This window comes from Micromonospora sp. CA-111912, assembly GCF_050948415.1.
Lineage (GTDB): Bacteria > Actinomycetota > Actinomycetes > Mycobacteriales > Micromonosporaceae > Micromonospora.
The window spans coordinates 2,100,751-2,117,253 of sequence record NZ_CP192007.1; the positions used below are offsets into that span (position 1 = coordinate 2,100,751).

Sequence of the window (16,503 nt, forward strand, 5' to 3'; positions counted from 1 at the left end):
GATGACGACACGGGTGACGAGGCGCTCGGCGGCCCGCCCCGGCGGCGGCCCGGTGGCCGCCCGGGCCGTGCTGGCGGGCGTCCTGCTGCTGGCGGTGGCGGCGTGCACGGCGGTCCCGCCGGACTCCGCCGCCGTACCCACCGCGGTGCCCTCGGGCGTGCAGCGGATCGCCACCGGTGGTGGGGCGGCCAACGCCATCTGCACGGTGCGCAGCAGCTTCGCCCCGAGCGGCACCCCGCCACGGGTGATCCGCGACCGGGCGTCGGGGCAGGGCCTGGTCGCGGGCGTCGACCCGTCCGACGCCACGATGAGCCACTGGAACGCCGAGACGCAGCAGTTCGAGGGCTTCAACATCGACCTCCTGCTGGCGGTGGCCCGGGCCATCTGGCCGGGGGAGGAGCCGCGCAAGCGGATCACCTTCAAGGTGGTGCCGCCCGGGCAGGGCGCCTTCGAGATGCTGGCACCGGACCACCCGGACCGGGTCGACCTCATCGCCACCTCGCTGACGGCGAGCTGCGAGCGGGCGAAGCAGGTCATCTTCTCCAACGACTACCTCGACTCCGGCCAGACCGCGCTGGTCCGACGCGTCGGCGGCCGGCCGGAGTACGCGGGCATCGAGCAGCTCGGCGGCCGTCGGGTCTGCGCGGCGGCGCGGACCACCTCGCTCGCGGCGATCGCCGGCTACCGCACGGCCGACGGCGCCCGCCCGGTGCCGGTGCAGGCGGCCCACCCGATCGACTGCCTGGTCATGCTGCGCCAGGGGCAGGTCGACGCGGTCAGCACGGACGAGAACATCCTCCTCGGCTTCACCCGGATGACGCCCGACACCGTGCTGGTGACCGAGGCGCCCCGGGACAACGCCCAGTTCTGCCGCTACCACGACGGCAGGCGGCCGTGCACCTGGTTCACCGACGAGCCGCACGCCTTCGCGTTCGCCCGGGACAACCCGGACAGCCTCGAGCTGGCCCGGTTCGTCAACCATGTCCTGGAGTCCACCCGCGCCTCCGGGGTGTGGTCGACGGCCCACCGGCAGTGGCTCGCCGACCACCCCGACCGGGGGCAGCCGACACCGGGCCCGCCGGTCACGTCGTGGCCGCCCGGGTGAGGGGCGGGGCGTGATGCCGGACGGCGATCGGCTCGACGCGGTGCGGGCCGCGCACGGCCTGGCCGCCGAGTGGCTGCTGGAGGCGCAGGCGCTGATCACCGGGGAGTTCCGCGCCCCGCTCACCGGCGTCACCGCCGGGACGGAGAACGCGGCCTGGGACGAGCTGCACGTGCTCGGCTGCCTGTCGCTGGCCCTCGACCCGATGGACGACGGCCCCGACCCGGCGGTGCGGCGGAACGACCGCCTCGCCCGGTTGCTCACCGACCCGATCGAGGTCACGTTCACCTCCGCCACGGGGGAGGCGCCCCGGACGGAGCGGTTGTCCCTCGACGAGATCGTCGCGGCGGCCCGGGAACGCCGGGCCACGATCCGCCGGCTCGTCGACGCGTACCGCGCGGCCGTGCGGTTCGTGGAGGCCGACCTCGACCGGCTGCGCAAGGAGGTCGCGGACCCGCGGCACCGGGCCGGGGCGGCCGACCGGGGCCCGACGGCGCCGGACGTACCCGCCGTCCGGCTCGCCGGGCTGGAGCGGGAGGCCGCGGCGGACCCGGTGGGCTGCGCCCGTCCCGGCCCCTGGCGCGACGCGCTGGACGGCCTCGCGGACGACCTGGCCGCCGTACCCCGGGCGCTCGCCCCGGCCCCCGGCGACCCGGACCGGCGGACGTCCGGGGAGCGGCGGCTGTGCTCGTCGGTGAAGCGCCTGCGGGAGCTCGCGGCCGAGGCGGCCCGGGAGGGGCTGGGTGACGGCGGCGACCCGGTGGCCGCCCTCGACGTCGACGGGCTGCTCGCCCGCGCCGCCGCTGCCCGCGGCGCGTCGCCCGGCGACCCGGCTGGCTCCGCCGGCGAGTTGGAGACCGCCCTCGATCGGGCCGCCGCCCAGGTCGACGCCGCCCGGCGGCGGCTGCGCGGCCGCTGCCACCTGGAACTCGGCGGGCGGCTGGAGGCGTACCGGCAGCGCGCCGCCGACGAGGGCCGGGCCGAGCACCCCGACCTGGAACAGAGCTACCGCGAGGCGCGGGACAGGCTGCGCCCCGATCGCTTCGCCGTGACCGCCGCGAGCCGGGCGGTCCGCGCCTACCAGCAGGCCGTGAACGAGGTGACCCGATGACGCCGACGAGCCGCTCCTGCGCGGAACGCAACTGCCCCGGGACGGTGGACCAGGACGGCTTCTGCCGGCTGTGGGGCCACCCGTGCGACGGCGGCCCGCCGGGCGCGGACCCGCCGTCGCCGTCGGTGGTCCGGCCGCCGTCGCCGTTGTCGGTGGTCCGGCCGTCGTCGGTGGTCCCGCAGCCGTCGTCCCGCGTCCCACGGCCCGTCCCGGTGCAGCCCCGCGAGCCGTGGCTTGCCCGGGTCCGGCCGTGGGAGAGCCCGGCGCTCATCCCGTCGGCCCGGGCCCGGGACCCGCTGGAGGCGGTGCTGTCCCAGGTCGTCGTGCCCGAGCATTCCCGCTACTGCCCGCAGACGACATGCCGGCGCAGGGTGCCCCGGGTCAGCGGGTACTGCCCGAACTGCGGCTCCCGCTACTCGTTCACCCCACCGCTGGCCATGGGCGACGTGCGGGCCGGCCGGTACCGGATCGAGGGCTGTCTGGGGCACGGCGGCGTGGGCTGGGTGTTCCTCGCCCGCGACGAGGACATGGACGGCAGCTGGCGGGTGCTGAAGGGGCAGCGCAACCCCGAGGACCGGGAGGCCGCGGCGGCGTTCGTCGGGGAACGGCAGGCGCTCATCGCACTCAACCACCCCCGCATCGTGACGATCACCCACGCGCTGCGCCCCGAGTCCGACTCCGACGTCGGGTACCTGGTGATGGAGTACGTCAACGGCGGCACCCTGGAGGACGCTCGCCGCACCATCGGCCCGAACGGTGGCCCGTCCGCCGTGGACGTGCCGCAGGCGCTGGGGTACGGGGTGCAGATCCTCGACGCCTTCGAGTACCTGCACGACCAGGGCTGGTTGTACTGCGACCTGAAGCCCGAGAACGTCATGCTGATCGGCGGGTACGGCCCGGACGGCCCGCTCAAGCTCGTCGACTTCGGCGCGGCCCGGCGGATCGACAACACCGTCAGCCCGCCCTGGGGTACGGCCGGCTTCGAGGCCCCCGAGGTGCAGCGGCTCGGCCCGGCGGGACCGAGTGTCCGCTCCGACATCTACACGGTCGGCCGCACCCTCGCCGCGCTGACCCTGGCGGTCAGCGCGACCGACCTGCGTCCCCTGCCGGTGGGGCAGGACCTGCTGCGGTTGCCGCTGCCGGCCCCGCTCGACCCGTTCGCGCGGCTGCTGGCCCGGGCCACCGCCGTCGAACCCGAGGAGCGGTTCGGCTCCGCCGCCGAGATGCGCGAGCAGGTCAGGGGGGTGCGCCGGCAGGTGCGCTCGGCCGCCGACGGCATTCCCCGGCCCACCCGGTCCACCCTGTTCAGCCCGGCGGCGTGCGCGTTCGCCCTGCACGCCGACGTCGACGCCCTCGACATGGTGGAAATCGTGCTCGGGCTGCCGATGCCGCTGGTCGACGGCAACGATCCGGCGGCCGGTTTCCTCGCCTCGCTCGGCCAGGCCGAGCCCGCCGAGCTGATCACCCTGCTCGGCACCGCCCCCGAGCACACCGCCGAGGTCACCTACCGGATGGTGCGGGCGTACCTCGCCGCCGGCCGGGCGGACGAGGCGGGGCCGCTGCTCGCCGGCATCCCCGACGACCGGCGGGGCTGGTCACTGTGGTGGCACCAGGGCCTGGCCGCCCTGGTGGACACCGACGGCGCCACCGCCCGGGACCGGTTCGGGCGGGTGTACGGGTGGCTGCCCGGCGAGGTGTCCGCGCGCCTGGCGTACGCGGTGGCCTGCGAGGTCGCCGGCGACCACCCGACGGCCTCCGCGCACTACCGGGGGGTGTGGGAGACCGATCAGGGTGTGGTCGCCGCCGCCTTCGGGCTGGCCCGCTGCCTGTTCGTCACCGAGGGCCCGCGCGCCGCCGCCGCCGTCCTGCTCACCGTGCCGGAGTCGTCCCGCGCCTCGACGGTGGCGGCGACCTGCGCGGTACGGATGCTGCTGGAGGCGCCGGAGGACGGCCACCGGCTCGACGCCGCGCTCGACGCCGCGGCCGTCGTGGAGAAGTTGCCCCCGTTCGCCGAACGCGACCTGGTCGAGGCGCACATCCTGCGGATCGCCCTCGGCAGTGACCTGGCCGGCGGGCGGTACGCCGACCGGCGACTGTTCGGTCACCGGCTCGACCCGGACACCCTGCGCCGCGTCTTCGAACGCACCTGCCGGTCCCTGGCCGGGCACACCGGCGACCGGCGGGAGCGGATCGCGCTGGTGGACCTCGCCAACTCGTACCGGCCGGTGACCTGGTGGTGATTTCCGGCAGGCGTGGTGAGCAGGTGGCCGGCCGGCCACCGGCCGGCGGACCCGACGAAAGGAGCCCCGCGTGACGGCACCGGACGGGCTGCGGCTCGACCTGACCGCCCACCACAGCGAGTACCTGCCGACCGACGGCGGGACCGTCGACATCGTCGCCGCGGTGCGGGCCGGACCGGCCGGGGGCGACGCGCGACACGACGGACTCGCCGAGGTGATCCTGCTCGACTGCTCCGGCTCGATGGGTGCGCCGCAGGCCAAGATGCGGGCCGCCCGCGCGGCCACCCTCGCGGCCGTCGACGCGCTGCCCGACGGGGTGGCGTTCGCCGTGGTGGAGGGCACCAGCGGGGCCGAGATGATCTACCCCGGCGAGCGGCGGCTCGCGGTCGCCGACGAGGGCACCCGGGCCGCGGCCCGGCGCGCGGTACGCAGGGCGTCGCCGCACGGCGGCACCGCCATCGGCAAGTGGCTGCTGCTGGCCCGGGACCTGCTCGGAACCCGGCCCGACGCGATCGGGCACGCCATCCTGCTGACCGACGGCCGCAACGAGTCCCAACGGCCCGCCGAGCTGAGGGCGGCGGTGGACGCCTGTGCGGACCGGTTCACCGTGGACTGCCGGGCCATCGGCTCGGCGGACGGGGTGCACGACTGGGACGGCCCGGAGCTGCTCGCCATCGCGGACGCGTTGGGCGCCAACCCCGTCGTGCCGGTGGAGGACCTCGGCCGCCTCGCCGCCGAGTTCGCGGCGGTGCTGGACCGGGCGCTGAACCGCCGGGCCGCCGACGCCCGGCTGCGGGTGCGCACCAGCGCGCTGGCCCGGATCCGCTTCGTCAAACAGGTGTACCCGACCATCGTCGACCTCACCGGCCGGGGCGTGGCCGTCGGTGACCTCACCACCGACTTCCCCATCGGGGCGTGGAGCCCGGCCGACTGCCGCGACTACCACGTCGCCCTGGAGGTGGACCCGATGACCCCGCAGGCGCAGCGGCGGATCGGCTGGCTGGGCGTCCGGGTCGGCGCGGCCCCGGACACCGCCGAGGTGCCCGTGGACGTGGAGTGGACCGACGAGATCGAGCTGTTCTCCCGGGTGCACGAGACCGTCGCCCACTACACCCACCAGCAGGGGTACGCCGAACAGGTGGGGCTGGCGCTGGCGGCGGCCGGCGTCGGCCGGCTCACCGACGCGGAGCACCACCTCGGGCAGGCCGTGGCCCTCGCCCACGCCGGCGGTCACCACGACAAGCTGCGGCAGCTCGACCGGATCGTGGACGTGCGGGACGCCGCCGCCGGCGACGTACGCCTCAAGCCCCACGTCGACCTGCGGCGCTGGCAGTACTCGGCGGCGGTCGCGCCGCAGACGTCCTCCTGGGTGTCCGGCGAGCCGGGGGACGGCCCGGGACGGTCGGACCCGCCGCCGCATCCGGCCCCCGAGCAGCGGGTGCCGCCGTGGGAGCACTGCGGCGAACTGCACACCCGCCCGTACTGCGGCGGGTGCGGCGCCCACCACGACTCGTCGGGCGGACCGGCCCGGGTGGGCGCGTGACCTGGGACTACTTCGACAAGGTGGCCAGCGTGGTCAGCGGGCTGCTGGCGCTGACCGCCGCGATCCTGGCGGTCCGCCGCCACCTGCGCGGCCGGCGCGGGCGCGGCTGGTGGGCCGCCCTGAGCCCGCTGTGGAGGGCCCAGTCGGAGGAGGCGATCGTCCACCCGCACCGGATCGCCGGAGGGTACGTCCGCCCCCTGTCGGAGGTGTACGTCGCCCGCCGGGTCGTCTCCCGGCTCGACCCCGCCGCCGGCCCCGTCGCCGCCGAGTCGCTGCTCACCGGCCCCGGGCACGTGCTGCTGATCGGCGAGCCGGGCAGCGGGAAGTCGGCGCTGGTCCGGCAGGCGTGCGCAAGCTCGGCGCGGTGGTGGCTCGCCGGGCGGGGCCGGTTGCGCCGGACCCCACCCGGGCCGGTGGTGGTGGGCCTGCCGGCGACCGCGCTGGTGCACCAACCGCTGCCCGCCGCGCTCGCCGAGGCGTACCGCGACCTGGTGCCCGGCCTGGACTTCACGCGGCAGCCCGCGCCGGACCGGGCGTGGCTGGTCTGCGTCGACGGGGTTGACGCGGTGGCGGACCCGGACGACCGGGCGGAGGTGCTCAACCGCCTCGCCGCGCTGGCCCGCGCCCCCGCGCCCCCGGCCGCGCCGGGGGCCGGACCGTGGCGGGTCCTGGTGACGACCCGTCAGCTCGCGGAGAACGAACTGGCGGTTCTGGGCCCCGGGTACCCCGCGTACCACCTGGCGCCGTTCACCGACCCGGACGTCGGGCGGTTCGCGCACCGCTGGTTCCCGAACGCGGTGGCCGCGCGGCGCTTCCTGAGCTGGGTCGATCACCAGCGGGCCCGCCCCGCGCTGCGCAACCCCCTCACCGCCACCATCGCCGCCGCGGTCTGGCAGGCCGGGCTGGCCGGCCCGGACCCGGTGGCCGACCCGGCGGTGCTGCTGGACCGGTTCGTCGGTGCCCTGCTCGGCGGCGGGCGGGCCAGCTTCGACACGACGTGCGACACGCTGCGCCGGGCGGTACGGGGCGGGCCGGTCGCCGACTGGCTGACCGAGCGCCACACCGAGCTGGTCGAGGTGGCGGCGGCCGCCGCGGTGACCGGCGCCGACCCGGTCGCGGCGGTGGTCGACTGGTCGGCGGGGCAGGCGCCCTACCAGCCGGACCGGGTGCTGCCGGACTGGGATCGGCACGTGCGGCTGGTCCTGCTCGCCACCGGCCTGTTCTCCGACGCCGGGGCCGGCCGCGTGCCCGCCGCCCGGTCCGGTGCGGCGGGCGAGCCGGCCCCGGCCGCCGGCACGCTGGCCGCGACCTGGCCCGGCCTGGTCGAGCACCTGGCGGCGGGCCCGCTCGCCCGGCACTGGAGCGCGCAGCGCTGGATCACGGCGATGACCAGCACCCCCCAGCGGGGCGTCGGGCTGTGGGCGATGAGTCGGGCCACGGTCGCGCCGGGGTTCCTCCAGGACGTGGCGCGGGACCCGGCCGGGGCGGTCGCCGCCGGGCACTACCTGGCCGCGGGCGGCGCCGCAGGCCCGGTGGTCCGCTCGGACGTGCTGGCGGCGCTGCTGACCCACTGGTCGCCCCGCCCGGGCCCGGCGGTCGACGGCGTCGACCCGCTGCCGGTGCGCGACGTGCGGCAGGAGTGCTTCGCGCTGCTCACCACGCTGACCGCCGCCACGGTGAACCGGGACCTGCTCCGCGAGGTCGCCGTCGACCCGCGCCGACCCACCGTCGTCCGGCGGGCCGCCGCGCTCTTCTTCGCCACCCGGCGACGCGAGCAGCCGGCCGGCGCCGCCCACGCTGATTCCGGGAACTAGTGGCTATCGCGCGACGGGACACCACTCTCTCCCCGAAAGAGCACCATCCCGGGGATCCCGCCCGGCGGGCGGTGGATGGGACAGCCTCGGCGTATCGACTCGGCTCGGCGTATTGAACCGGGCGGGCGGGGCGCGGATGCTGTAGGGGATCCATTGTCACCGATGTATGGAGGCCCGAATGCGTCGCTTCCCCCTGCTCGCACTCCTGCTCGTCGTCCCCCTGGCCGCACCACCGGCGGTCGCCCGAGCCGCCGCCCCGGTCGCCGCGCCGGTCGCCGCGTCGATCGCCATGGCAGCCTCCGCTCCGGCCGGCACCGCGTGGGCGGTGGACCCGGCCACCGGCCGGACCACCGTCGCGGTGGACGACACGGTGAGCGAGAGCCAACTGGCTGCGCTGCGCACCCGGCTGGCCGGCACCGACGCCGTGGTCCGCCGGGAGCCCGGCCGGCTCAGCACCCTGATCGCCGGCGGGCAGGCCATCTATGCCACCGGCGGCGGGGGCCGCTGCTCGCTGGGCGCCAACGTCCGCAGCGGCAGCACGTACTACTTCGTCACCGCAGGCCACTGCACGTCGATCGCCACCACCTGGTACGCCAACAGCGCCAACACGACGGTCCTCGGCTCCCGCACCGGCACCAGCTTCCCCGGCAACGACTACGGGATCGTCCGTTACACCTCGTCGACGGTCCCGCACCCGAGCGCCGTCTACACGTACCCCGGGACGTTGACCATCACCGGCACCGCCACGCCGGTCGTCGGCATGGCCGTCTGCCGCAGCGGCTCCACCACCGGCGTGCGGTGCGGCACGATCACCGCCCTCAACGCCACGGTCAACTACGCCGAGGGTTCGGTCTCCGGGCTGATCCGCACCAACATCTGCGCCGAGCCCGGCGACAGCGGCGGCCCGCTCTACGTCGCCGCCACCGGCCGGATCCTCGGCATCCTCTCGGGCGGCAGCGGCAACTGCACCAGCGGCGGCACCACCTACTACCAGCCGATCAACGAGATCCTGGCCGCGTACGGGGTGACGATCCCCTGAGCCGGCGGGCCGCCCCGGTCCCGGCCGCCCCGGTCAGCCGTTCTGGTAGAACCGGGACGCTCCGGGGTGCAGCGGGACCGGGTCGGTGTTGGCCGCGCTGCTCCGGTCGAAGTTGCGCCCCTCCGGGTGCACCGTCCCCAGTTCGGTCTGGTGCGCGAAGAGCAGCGCGGTCAGGTCGTACGCCAGCTTGTCCGGCATGTCGGCGCTTACCAGGATCATGTTCGCCACGGTCACCGTCGGCACCGCCGTCGGCGTCCCGTACGCCTCCTTCGGCAGGTCGGTGGCGGCGTAGACCGGCCCGTACGCGGCGGTCAGCGGCTCGATCAGGTCGGCGATCGGCAGGAACCGGAACTTGCCGGGCGCGGCGGCGAGCAGGTCGGTGATGCCGGGCGTGGGCAGCCCGCCGGAGAAGAACATCGCGTCGAGGGTGCCGGCCCGCATCCGGGCGGCGGTGTCCGGCAGGGAGAGCCGGGCCCGCCGGACGTCCCGCTCCGGGTCGATCCCGGCCGCGGTGAGCAGCCGGCCGGCGATGACGTCGGTGCCCGACCGGGGGGAGCCCGTGGAGACCCGCCCGCCCCGCAGGTCGGACAGGGTGGTGATCTTCGCGTCGGCGCGTACCAGCACGTGGGTGTAGTTGCGGTAGACCCGGGCCAGCGCGCGCACCTGCTGCGGCCGGCCCTGGAACGCGCCCCGCCCGGCGTTCGCGTCGGCCGCGGTGTCCGCCAGGCTGAACGCGATCTCCATGTCGCCGCCGGTGACCCGGGTGATGTTCTCGCCCGAGGCACCGGTCGGCTCGGCGCGCGCCTCGTAGCCGGGCAGGTACCGGCTGATCAGGTCGGCGTACCCGCCGCCGAGCTGGTAGTAGACCCCGGTGGTGTTGCCGGTGGCGAGGAAGATCCGCCCGCCGTGCCAGGGTGCCGGCTGCGGCGCCGCGTCGTCACCGCAGCCGGCCGCCAGCAGGACGGACAGCAGCGCGACCAGGGCGGCGGCCACCCGGCCGGGCCCCCCGGGGCGGCGCGCCGGCACCGCCGGGGCGGGGCCGGGCGACGCGGTCGCGATGGTCGCGGCACGTCCGGCCGGTGCCGTCGCCGCCCGCCCGCGACTCGGCAGGGTCGGGCGAGCGGTCACGACCGGGCCGCCGGTTCGAGGGCCTCGGCCACCCGCTGCACCAGCATGGCCGTCTCGTAGCCGATCTGGCCCAGGTCGCAGCCGGGGGCGGCCAGCACGCCGATCAGTGCCCGGTCGCCGACCGCCATCACCAGCAGCACCCCGCCGTCCATGTCGACGATCTGCTGGCGTACCCGGCCGGCGTTCATGAACCGGGCGGCACCCACGGTGAGGCTCGCCAGGCCGCTGATCACGGCGGACAGGTGGTCGACCTGGTCGGTGGAGAGGCCGGGGGAGGCGGCCAGCTTGAGGCCGTCGCCGGAGACCGCGAGGGCGTGGGCGACGTCCGGCACCTGGGTGGCGAAGCTGGCCAACAGCCAGTCGAGGCCTGTGCTCGGCTGCGGTGTCATGTGGTTCTCCTGGTGGCGTCGTTCTGTTGGCTGTGGCGCATCGCGGTCGCGACGCCCTCGGCCAGCGCGGAGAGCCGGGCCCGGACCAGTTCCGGGTCCAGCAGGTCGTCCGGCTGGCGCCGGGCGGTCTGTGGGGCGGGCAGCGGGGGCGCGAGCTGGCCGCCTCGGGCGCGTCGGGGCAGCGCCCCGCCGCCGGGCGTGACCGTGCCGCCGTGGCCGGTCGTCCCGCCGTGGCCCGCCGTCGCGCCGTGGCCCGCCGTCGCGCCGTGGCCCGTGCCGTCGTGGCCCGTCGTGCCGCCCCAGGTCGACCCGGTGCCGGCGACCGCAGGCCCGGCGGGCCAGGCCGGCGCCGCCGGTCCGGGCTGGCGCTGCGTTCCGAACCCCGGCAGCGGGACGGCCGGGGCCTGCTGGGAGCGCACCGGCGGCGAACCCGCCGTGAGTCGCGCGGCGGCGGCCGGGGCGGGCGACCAGGCAGGCGGCGCGGCGGGGGCACGGCCCGTGGAGAACCAGGTGGCCGGCGAGGACGGCGTCCCCGGCGGCCGGGCGGCCGGCGCCGGACCCGACCGGGCCACCACCTTCTCCACCAGGGTGAGGGCGCTCTCCGGGATCTCGACGGTGGCTGTGGTGCCCCCGCCGGCGCTGCGCAGCGACACCCGGATGTGGTGCCGGGCGGCCAGGTGGGCGACCACGTGCAGCCCCATGCTGCCCGCTGCGGCGCTGGACAGGGTGCCCGGCCGGTCGAGCCGTTCGTTGATCTCGGCGAGCCGGCTGTCGCTGATCCCGATCCCCCGGTCGTGGATCCGCAGGACCAGCCCGTCGATGGTGCGCCGCCCGTCGACCCCCACCATCGCGTGCGGCGGGGAGTAGGCCGTCGCGTTCTCCAGCAGCTCGGCCAGCAGGTGCACCAGGTTGCCGACCACCGAGGCGTCGATGGCCACGGGCGGCAGGTCCGCCTCGACCCGGGTGTACTCCTCGATCTCGGCGGCGGCGGCCGTCACCACGTCGGCGATCAGGTGCGCGCCGTGCTGGCCGCGCCCCGGCTCGCCGCCGGCCAGCACCAGCAGGTTCTCGCCGTTGCGGCGCATCCGGGCCGCCAGGTGATCGAGGGCGAAGAGCCGGGCCAGCGCGTCCGGGTCGGTCTCCTCCCGCTCGAACTCGTCGAGCAGGCGCAACTGCCGGGTGATCAGGGTACGAATCCGCCGGGCCAGCGCCTCCGCCATCCGGGTCACGTCGACCCGTAGCTCCGCCTGCTGCCCGGCCAGCCGCAACGCCGACCGGTTCACCGTGTCGAACGCGTCCGCCACCTGGGCGATCTCGTCGCGTCCCCGGGCGATGCCCGCGGTCCGGTCCAGCGCGGAATCCGCCCCGTCGGCCGGCCCGCCGGGTCGCCCGTCCGCCGGGCCGCCCGCCGCGATGGCGGTGATCCGGTCGGGCAGCTCCCGGTGGGCCATGGTCAGCGCGGCCACCCGCAGCCGGCGCAGCCGGCGGCTGGTGTGCATCGCGAGCAGCCCGGCAGCGACGAAGGAGAGCACCGCCACGCTCAGGGTGATCCCGGCGCTGACCAGGGCGTCCCGCCGGGCTGCGGCGGCCAGCCCGGCCGCCTGCCGGTCGAGCTGCTCGGACAGGTCCCGGCTGATCAGGTTGTACCGGCGGATCACCCCGCTCTGCGCCACGTACCAGGCGTCGCCGTCGGTCCTCAGTGCCTCCGGCACCGCGTCCGCGCCCAGCGCGCCGTCGCGCATCCGGCGGGCGGTCGCCACGTCCTGGCCGTCCAGCAGCCGGTTGTACGTCGCCGACGAGGCGGGGCTGGCGATCCGGGAGAACTCGGCCTGCCGCTGCTCCTGTGCCCCGCGCAACTGGGCCACCCGGGCCAGCTCGCCCGGCTTCAGCGCGCCCCGGGAGAAGATCGCCCGCAGCAGGTCCCGCTCCAGCGCGGCGAAGTGCTCCTGGGCGGCGACGGCGGCCACCTCGCGGGCCGAATTCGCCAGGTCCGTGTCGCGTAGCTGGGCGGGGAGCGCGTCGGCGACCCCGAGCAGCGTGTCGACCAGGCTCACGTAGAGCTGGTCGGCGGGGCGGACGCCCAGCGCGAGTGCCCGGGCGTCGTCGAGCTGGGCGAGCTGGCCGTCCGCGCCGTCCAGCGCGCCGGCCAGCGCCGGGGCGGCCCGCCGGGCGTCGTCCCGGGCCGTCCGGTACCGCCCGGCCGCCGAGTCGACGCGCTGGCGCTGGGCGTTGACGAGCTGCCGACCGGAGGCGCCGCCGCGCTGACGCAACGCGACCGTCTCGGCCAGCTCCCGTTCCAGCTCGTGCACCAGCCGTACGGTCGCGGTGGCGGTGCCGGCGAGCACCCGGGCGCGCTCGGCGTCGGCCGTGGCGGCCAGTGCCGTACGGGTCTGCAGGGTGCCGAGCACGAGCAGGCCGACCGTGGCGATCAGGATCGGCGCGACCAGTTGGGTCCGCACCGACCACAACCGACTGGTCCGGTCCGTGGAGCGGTTATGCCGGCGTACGTCAGCTGTGCCGGGCTGGGGCACGCGGGCCTCCGGGGCGTGATGGGGCAGCGGTGGTAGTGATGGGTGGCGGGTGTGACCGCGCCGGGCCCGGCATGGTGGCCGGGCCCGACTGCGGGGGTCAGCTCGCGCCGAGGGTGGTCAGCGCGCTGACAGCGCCCCGGTGCAGCGGCACCGGGTCGGTGCGACGGGCGGTGTCCAGGCTGATCCCGGCGGCGGCGGGGCTGGCCTGGGCGAGGGCGTCCTTCTTCTCGAACAGCACCTTCGTCACTGCGCAGGCGACGTTCGCGTCGAGGTCCTTACGAACCAGCAGCACGTTCGGCACCACGATGGTCGGGGTGTCGGTCGCCGTCCGATAGGTGTCCTTGCCGATCGCCCCCGCCTGGTACGCCGGATTCAGCTCCGCCAGCTGCGGCAACAGCGGGCTGATGTCGATGAACCGTACCTTGTCTCCCGAGGTCGTGAACAGGTCGGTTAGCCCGCCCGTGGGCAGGCCACCGGACCAGAACAGCCCGTCGATGCTGCCGTCCTTGATCCCGTCCACAGTCTTGGTCAGGTCCAGCCGCTGCGCCTGGACGTCCTTGGCCGGGTCGAGGCCGGCGGCGGTGAGCAGCCGGTTGGCGATGACCTCGGTGCCGGACTTGGGGGAGCCGGTGGAGATCCGCTTGCCCTTCATGTCGGCGACCGACTTGATCCCCGAGTCGGCCCGCACCACGACCTGCGTGTAGTTGTCGTAGATCCGGGCCAGGGCCTCGACCGGCTGCGGGGCGGTGAAGCTGCCCTTGCCCTGCGCCGCGTCGACGGCGGTGTCGAACAACGAGAACGCCACGTCGTACTTGCCGGCGACGAGCTGCTCGACGTTCTGCACCGAAGCGCCGGTCTCGGCGGCGGTGCCGCTCAGCTTGCCCCCCGTGGCCCCGGGAAGCTGGTTGGCCAGGGCGTTGCCGACCACGTAGTACACGCCGGTGGCGTTGCCGGTGGCTATGCCGATCCGGGTGTCCTTGTCGACCGTGCAGGTTATCTCGCTGGCCGCGTCGTCCTTGGCCGCGCCGTCCTGCTTGCCGCCACAGCCGACGGTGCCGGCCGTGACGAGTGCGAGCGTGCTCGCGACAGCCGCGAGTCGTGCGCTGGTGCGCCTCACGTGGGTTCCTCCCTCAGTTGCGCCGGTCTCCCGGCCTGCGGCCCGCCGGCTTTGGCGGTGAGTCCGCGTCGGATCAGACAGCCCGTCACGCTGGCGGCGGCGAGCGCGACGCCGATCGCGACGGGGACAGGTTCGAGCCAGAGCAGCGTCAGCCCGGCCAACGCGCCGAGGACGCGCTCCGGCGGACCGGCCGGGCCGACCCCTGGCAGCCAGCCGCCGGCGGCGACGGCGAGGACCGCGACGCCGAGCGCGGACGCGGCGGTGGCGAAGGCGATGCGCCCCGGGCCGCCGGTGCCGAGCAGCCCCAGCCCGTTCGGGGTGACCACGAACGCGATCGGCGCCAGGTACGCCGGCAGCGCGTACCGCAGGGTCTGCCACATGGTGGGGACCAGCCGGCCACCGGTGACCGCGGCGGCGGCGACCGCGGCGAGCGCGGTCGGCGGCGACACCTCCGACAGCACGGCGAAGTAGAAGACGAACATCGCGGCGGCGGGCGAGGCCACCCCGAGGTCGAGCAGCGCCGGCCCGATGATCACCCAGCCGATGACGAACGAGGCGGTGACCGGGACGGCCAGGCCGAGCAGGGTCAGCGCGACCGCGGCGAGAACGGCAGTGAGCAGGACGACCAATGTCGGGTCGGTGCTGACCGCCTTCGCGCCGCCGACCAGCAGCGCGGCGGCCTGCGGCCCGAGGCCGGTCTTGGTGGTGGTGGCGGTGATGATGCCGGCCGCCGCGCAGACCGCGGCCACCGCGAGCACGCCGCGCACCCCGGCCACCAGGGCGGCGACCAGCCGGGCCGGGGTGAGCCGGTGCGCGCGGTCCAGGAAGGACAGCGCCGCCGCGAGCAGGGTCGCGAAGACCACGGCGCGGGTGGCCGAAAGTCCCACCACCAGGCAACCGACGATGACGAACAGCGAGGCGAAGTGGTACCCGGAACGGGCCAGCAGCCGCCACGGCGAGGTGACCTCGATGGTGACCGGCCGGGCGCCGAACCGCCGGGCGTCGATCTCGACGGAGAGCAGGATGCCCAGGTAGTACAGGACCGTCGGGATGGTGGCCCAGGCCAGCACCCGCAGGTACGACACACCCAGGTACTCGGCGATGATGAATGCGGCGGCCCCGAGCGTCGGCGGGGAGAGGATCGCGCCGACGCCCGCCGCGGCGAGCATCCCGCCGGCCCGCTCGGCCGGGTACCCGGCGCGGCGCAGGATCGGCCAGGTCACCGCGCCGATGCTGACCGTGGTGGCCGCGCCCGAGCCGGAGACGGTCCCGAGCAGGAATCCGGAGGCGACCGCGGTGCGCCCGGCGGCGGTGCGGGAACGGCGAAACGCGGCTGCGGACAGTTCGACGAAGAACCGGCCCGCGCCGGAGATGTCCAGCACCGCGCCGTAGATGGTGAACAGCACGATGTACGAGGCGGCGACGTCCAGCGGGGTGCCGTAGAAGCCGCTGTCGGAGTTGTAGAACGCGTCCACGAGCTGGTCGAAGTCCAGCCCGGAGTGGGCCACCGGCCAGGACTGGGGGAGCAGGCCGCCGTAGTAGCCGTATCCGAGGAAGACCAGGCAGACCGCGGGCAGCACCCAGCCGGTCGCCCGCCGGCACGCCTCCAGCAGCAGCACCAGCAGCAGCGCGCCCAGCACCACGTCCAGCGGCGCGAGCAGGCCCTGCCGGTCGAGGAACGCGTCGTACCCGCCGCCCCCGCCGGCCACGGTCGTCGGCAGCACCGGGTAGAGGCAGACCACCAGGGCGAGCGCCGCGAGGACCCAGTCCAGCCCGCTGGGCCGCCCGGCCGTCGGCACCCGGGACCCGCCGGGGCCCTGAGCCGCAGGGCCGCCGGGATCGGCGGGAGCGCGCGTCGGGTCGTCCGGGGCGGGGCCGTCGGGGTGCCCGACGCGGCGGGCCGACGCGCGGCGCAGCACCCGTGGCAGCCGCAACCCGGCGGGGTACGCCAGGAAGACCAGCGGCAGCACCCCGGCGAGGAAGACGATCAGGTAGAACTTGCTGCCCTGCGGCAGGGGCCGGAAGACCTGCCAGAGGCTGAGCAGCGCGACGGCGAGCGCGGCCGTGCCGAGCAGCACCGCGACCGCCCCGGTGAGCTGCCGGCCAGGCTTCTCCTCCTCGAACTGGGCGGCCAGATCCTGGGCCTCCCGGGTGGCTCGGGCGACCCCGTCGCCGCTGATCCGGTGGGGCACAGCCCCGTCGGGGGGCGGTGTGCCGTCCGGTGGCGGGGCGGCTTCCGGTGCCGCCATCGTGGCGACGGCGTGGCGGTCCGGCTGGCCCGGCGGTGCCGGATCGGCTGGCAGGGGCCCTTTGGATGATCGGTCAGGCGCTGACACGAAGCGGGACGATACGCCTTTTGCCCATCGAGGGGAACATTGTCGTCGCTATTTACGTAAGTGTGATCAACCGGGTCTTGTCGAAACACGCGAAATTATTCCTGCGATGTGCGACCAGGCGCGACCGCGAAATGCGTACGGAAATGAGTATTC

General features: G+C 75.8%; 11 protein-coding genes. 6 read left to right on the forward strand and 5 right to left on the reverse strand.

Translation table 11 applies throughout. The annotated features are described in order from the left end of the window. Position 1: 1 nt before the first annotated feature. The 6 genes from ACQPZO_RS09540 (at position 2) to ACQPZO_RS09565 (ending at position 8,849) form a co-directional block, all read left to right on the forward strand. Positions 2-1,105 carry a transporter substrate-binding domain-containing protein gene (locus tag ACQPZO_RS09540; protein ID WP_433348896.1) on the forward strand — a complete coding sequence of 368 codons (1,104 nt, stop codon included), beginning with the start codon at positions 2-4 and terminating at the stop codon, positions 1,103-1,105. 13 nt (positions 1,106-1,118) lie between these two features. Further along, entirely contained in the window at positions 1,119-2,213 is a 1,095-nt protein-coding gene (locus tag ACQPZO_RS09545; protein ID WP_433348898.1) for a hypothetical protein, read from the forward strand. Next, a complete protein-coding gene (locus tag ACQPZO_RS09550) occupies positions 2,210-4,453 on the forward strand; it encodes a tetratricopeptide repeat protein (RefSeq protein WP_433348900.1) in 2,244 nt (747 codons plus the stop codon). The genes ACQPZO_RS09545 and ACQPZO_RS09550 overlap by 4 nt, the downstream gene beginning before the upstream one ends. A 70-nt stretch (positions 4,454-4,523) precedes the next feature. Next, positions 4,524-5,996 (forward strand): VWA domain-containing protein, encoded by a 1,473-nt coding sequence (locus ACQPZO_RS09555; RefSeq protein ID WP_433348902.1) that lies wholly within the window; start codon positions 4,524-4,526, stop codon positions 5,994-5,996. Continuing rightward, entirely contained in the window at positions 5,993-7,810 is a 1,818-nt protein-coding gene (locus ACQPZO_RS09560) for an NACHT domain-containing protein (RefSeq protein ID WP_433348904.1), read from the forward strand. The genes ACQPZO_RS09555 and ACQPZO_RS09560 overlap by 4 nt, the downstream gene beginning before the upstream one ends. Positions 7,811-7,988: 178 nt before the next feature. After that, positions 7,989-8,849, forward strand: coding sequence for a S1 family peptidase (locus tag ACQPZO_RS09565; RefSeq protein WP_433348906.1), 861 nt, complete (start codon positions 7,989-7,991; stop codon positions 8,847-8,849). Between the two features lie 33 nt (positions 8,850-8,882). Here ACQPZO_RS09565 and ACQPZO_RS09570 read toward each other — a convergent pair whose 3' ends face one another. From ACQPZO_RS09570 to ACQPZO_RS09590, 5 genes are all read right to left on the reverse strand, one after another. Beyond that, on the reverse strand, positions 8,883-9,977 hold the full coding sequence (locus ACQPZO_RS09570; protein ID WP_433348908.1) for a TAXI family TRAP transporter solute-binding subunit: 1,095 nt from the start codon (positions 9,975-9,977) through the stop codon (positions 8,883-8,885). After that, positions 9,974-10,366 (reverse strand): roadblock/LC7 domain-containing protein, encoded by a 393-nt coding sequence (locus ACQPZO_RS09575; protein WP_350888587.1) that lies wholly within the window; start codon positions 10,364-10,366, stop codon positions 9,974-9,976. Before ACQPZO_RS09575 ends, ACQPZO_RS09570 begins: the two co-directional genes overlap by 4 nt. After that, positions 10,363-12,825, reverse strand: coding sequence for a sensor histidine kinase (locus ACQPZO_RS09580; protein WP_433348910.1), 2,463 nt, complete (start codon positions 12,823-12,825; stop codon positions 10,363-10,365). The genes ACQPZO_RS09575 and ACQPZO_RS09580 overlap by 4 nt, the downstream gene beginning before the upstream one ends. Positions 12,826-12,994: 169 nt before the next feature. After that, complete coding sequence (locus tag ACQPZO_RS09585) at positions 12,995-14,014, reverse strand: TAXI family TRAP transporter solute-binding subunit (protein WP_433348912.1); 1,020 nt, start codon at positions 14,012-14,014, stop codon at positions 12,995-12,997. Then, entirely contained in the window at positions 14,011-16,263 is a 2,253-nt protein-coding gene (locus ACQPZO_RS09590) for a TRAP transporter permease (protein ID WP_433348914.1), read from the reverse strand. The genes ACQPZO_RS09585 and ACQPZO_RS09590 overlap by 4 nt, the downstream gene beginning before the upstream one ends. Positions 16,264-16,503: the final 240 nt, after the last annotated feature.